General features: G+C 56.8%; 2 protein-coding genes. Both read left to right on the forward strand.

From position 1 onward, the window contains the following. Positions 1 to 88 precede the first annotated feature (88 nt). Entirely contained in the window at positions 89 to 2,806 is a 2,718-nt protein-coding gene (locus AC2VLV_RS11335; protein WP_486990083.1) for an AAA domain-containing protein, read from the forward strand. Positions 2,807 to 2,929: 123 nt separating this feature from the next. Continuing rightward, positions 2,930 to 3,115: hypothetical protein (locus AC2VLV_RS11340; protein WP_486990084.1), on the forward strand; the 186-nt coding region annotated here is incomplete at its 3' end.

The following is a 3,115-nucleotide window of genomic DNA, read 5'->3' on the forward strand; positions in this document are numbered from 1 at the left end:
GCAATATGGTCCTCATTGAAGAATTGACGAAATTCGATGTTCGCCTTGAGGCGAAACCGGATGCCGTGTGAATACAAAAAAGGGATGTATGGTTACGATTCAGGTGGGTGGTGAGGACAAGACAGCGGAGATTAGCGACTGGTTGATTTTCTGGCGCGACAAGGACAAAACTCTGCAACTGACCTGTCGCTATCCCTCTAAGAAATCTTACACGCACCCGCTCAACGACTGCCGTGTTTCACCCACCCGCGAGTTAGGTGAAATGTTGCTGACCGAGCCCGGAAGTGTGATCGTCAAGCCCATTGCCAAAGCGACGATCTACGGTGAGCGATATGCCGTCGTGCACTATCCAAAGGCCGCCAAACCCTACGTCTACAAGATGGACAACATCGGCTTTGCCGCGCCGACGGCGATGAAGGGCGCGCCTGTTTTTGGCTATTTCACAGCTGTGGCGAAAGCTCGACAGGATCGCGCTGAGTTGGAGGCTGACGGTGAGATCGCCGCCAATATCGTGCGCCAACTGGAAAAACTGCCCGCCAGTGCCGATACTGCCTTGCAAGCCTATTGTACCGGGCTCAACGGCAAGCTGACGCCTGGCCAGGAGCTGATCTATCCGTTCGGGCTGAACGAGAGTCAGCTTGTGGCGGTCGAGCAAGCCTTCCATGCACAGGTTAGCGTGATTGAGGGTCCACCAGGAACCGGCAAGACCCAGACCATTCTGAACATCCTCGCCAATATCCTGCTACGTGAACAGACGGTGGCAGTGGTGTCAAACAACAATGCGGCGGTGGAAAATGTCTACGAGAAGCTGGAGAAATGTGGCCTGGGCCACTTGATCGCCAAGCTTGGTAACCAGGACAACCGCAATGACTTTTTTGCTGACCTGCCGTCTTGGCCGTCGAGTGAGCCCGAGTCCGCACCAACGTTGGAGGAGATTCGAGCCTTGCGGACCCGCGTGAAGCAGTACTTGCAAGACCACAATCGGGCGGCGCAGCTGCAGGTCGAGCTCGATGAACTATCCATCGAGCGACGCTATCTGCAGCAGTGGCAGGCAGACAGCGGTATACAGGCTATCAACTCGCTGGACAGGTACGGACTGTCGCCGCGCAAGACTGCGGATCTGATGGCCTACTTGGCCTATCTCGATGGGCAGCGCATCGGTCTCAGGGATCGCATCGAGCTGTTGCTCAGCTTCAGGATTTTTCGCATCAAGCCATTCGCCCAGGGCGATGCGCGCCTGTCCGTCTTTTATGCCCTGCAGATGCACTACTACGACAAAACGTTGCAAGTGAAGAAGGGCGAGCTGCAGGCGTGCCGCGAATCGCTGGCACGCGGAAATTTCACGGCCTTGTTGGATGAATTAAAAACGGCATCGATGCGCCATTTGAAGCTGCATCTACAACGCCAGGCGCGGCCGCCAGACAGCTTCGATGCCAAGACGTACCGACAGCAGAAACACTTCGATGCCTTCGTGCGGCGCTTCCCGATCCTCGGTAGCAGTACGCACTCCATCGTCAATTCGATAGCGCCAGGTGCAATCCTCGATTACGTGATTATCGACGAAGCTTCGCTGCAAGACATCGTGCCGGGAGTTTTAGCGCTGGGCTGCGCGAGGAATCTGATCGTCGTCGGCGACAGCCGTCAGCTGGCGCACATTCCTGTGGTGCTGGACCTTCCGGCGCCCGCTGAGGCCTACGATTGCGAGCGCTACAGCCTGCTCGATTCGTGTATCAGCGTTTTCAAGGATGCGCTGCCCAGAACTCTACTGAAGGAGCATTACCGCTGCCATCCCCGAATCATCCAATTTTGCAACCAGCAGTTCTACGACAACGCGCTGGTGCCCATGACAGAGGATAGGGGCGAAGCGCCACTGCGCCTGGTGGTGACTGCCAAAGGCAACCACACTCGCCAGAATACCAACCTGCGGGAGCTGGATTCCCTGCTCAAGCTGCTCGACGACGAGGACGAGCCACTCAGGCTGGTCGGCGACGGCTGTGGTTTCATCGCGCCGTTCCGGGCACAGGTCAAGCTCTCCGGCACATACCTGCCAGCGGATTTCGTTAGGGACACCGTGCACAAGTTTCAGGGTCGAGAGTGCGACGAGGTTGTTTTTTCCACCGTTTTGGACAAGAAGCGCTACAACCAAGAGCGTAAACGCCTGGATTTCGTCGATGACCCACGCATGATCAACGTGGCGGTGTCGCGGGCCAAGCACCGTTTCACCCTTGTGACGGGCGACGAGGTGTTCACCGGCAACAACCGCTACATCGCGGCCCTAATTCGCTATGTTACCTATTACGCGCAGGAGGAGCAGATCGTGCGCGCCCCTGTGGTATCAGCCTTTGACTTGCTGTATCGGGAGTTTGACCTATCCTTGGCGCGCTTGGGCGCCCGCCTGCGGCGTGAAGATTCACGCTACAAATCCGAGCAGATCGTGGCGCAACTGCTGCGCGAGGCGCTGTCCGCCCTGGCGTGCCAGTCATTGATGTACCACGCGCAGATCAAGCTGGATCAGATCGCATCGCCGAGTAATCAGGATTGGACAGACCGCGAGCGGGCTTTCATGGTGCGCTCCAGTTGCGATTTTGTGATCTATTTCAAGGTGGGCAAGAGACCGGTGGGGGTGATTGAGGTCGATGGCGGCTCCCATGACCAGCCCGAGCAGGCGGCGCGGGACGCCTTAAAGAATGGTGTCCTAGAAAAAAGCGGCATTCCAATTCTGCGCCTGCGCACGGTCGAGAGCCGCATCGCGGAAAGAATCGACGACTTCATCTCCCAGTTGTCCAGCCCGACGCCCGGCCTATAAGGCGAGTAATGATCATTGTGGAGCAGGTTGGGGATATCTATCCGGTGAATTCTGACGAATCAGAACCTTTCGGCGGTTATCGGTCGTCGGGAGTCGATTACCTCAAGGAGGAATGGCGAGAACATGGATAGCCATGTCTATAAGTCAGTTGGCCCTACTGGCAGCATCAAGATGCCGGAGGGTATGATCAAGCCGGGGCGGTTCAATACCGCAACAAGGATACCGAAGCCAGAGCGTGCCTGTTATCATTTGACTCTAGGTTTACTGCTGCAGGTTGATTGCTCATGTCTGTTCGTACCCGTTTTGCGC

This window comes from Thiomonas sp. TH-17 (genome assembly GCF_057473305.1).

What these genes read in the sequence shown, in the direction of transcription:
- AC2VLV_RS11335 (WP_486990083.1), top strand. Translation starts at nt 89, where the DNA reads ATGGTTACGATTCAGGTGGGTGGTGAGGACAAGACAGCGGAGATTAGC.